Here is a 255-nt window from a genome sequence, read left to right as displayed (position 1 = left end):
CGAGATTCCCAAAGTAGCGGCGAGCGAAATGGGAAGAGCCTGTACGTGATAGTCGGACCGATAACAGAATCCTCTGGAAATAGGAGCCATAGTGGGTGATAGCCCCGTATGTGAAATCGGACCGGTGATACTAAGCGTACGACAAGTAGGGCGGGACACGTGACATCCTGTCTGAATATGGGGGGACCATCCTCCAAGGCTAAATACTCGTAATCGACCGATAGTGAACCAGTACCGTGAGGGAAAGGCGAAAAG

The 255-nt window shown here is 51.8% G+C and carries 1 rRNA gene; it reads left to right on the top strand.

Annotation, left to right across the window (positions count from 1 at the left end):
• A 23S ribosomal RNA gene (locus MRBLMS1_RS24675) occupies positions 1-255 on the top strand; the annotation flags it as partial.

This window comes from Massilia sp. LMS1-1-1.1 (genome assembly GCF_040815535.1).
Lineage (GTDB): Bacteria > Pseudomonadota > Gammaproteobacteria > Burkholderiales > Burkholderiaceae_D > Janthinobacterium > Janthinobacterium aestuarii.
Note: the sequence above shows the minus strand (reverse complement) of the source record. Positions and strands in the feature narration are given on the sequence as shown.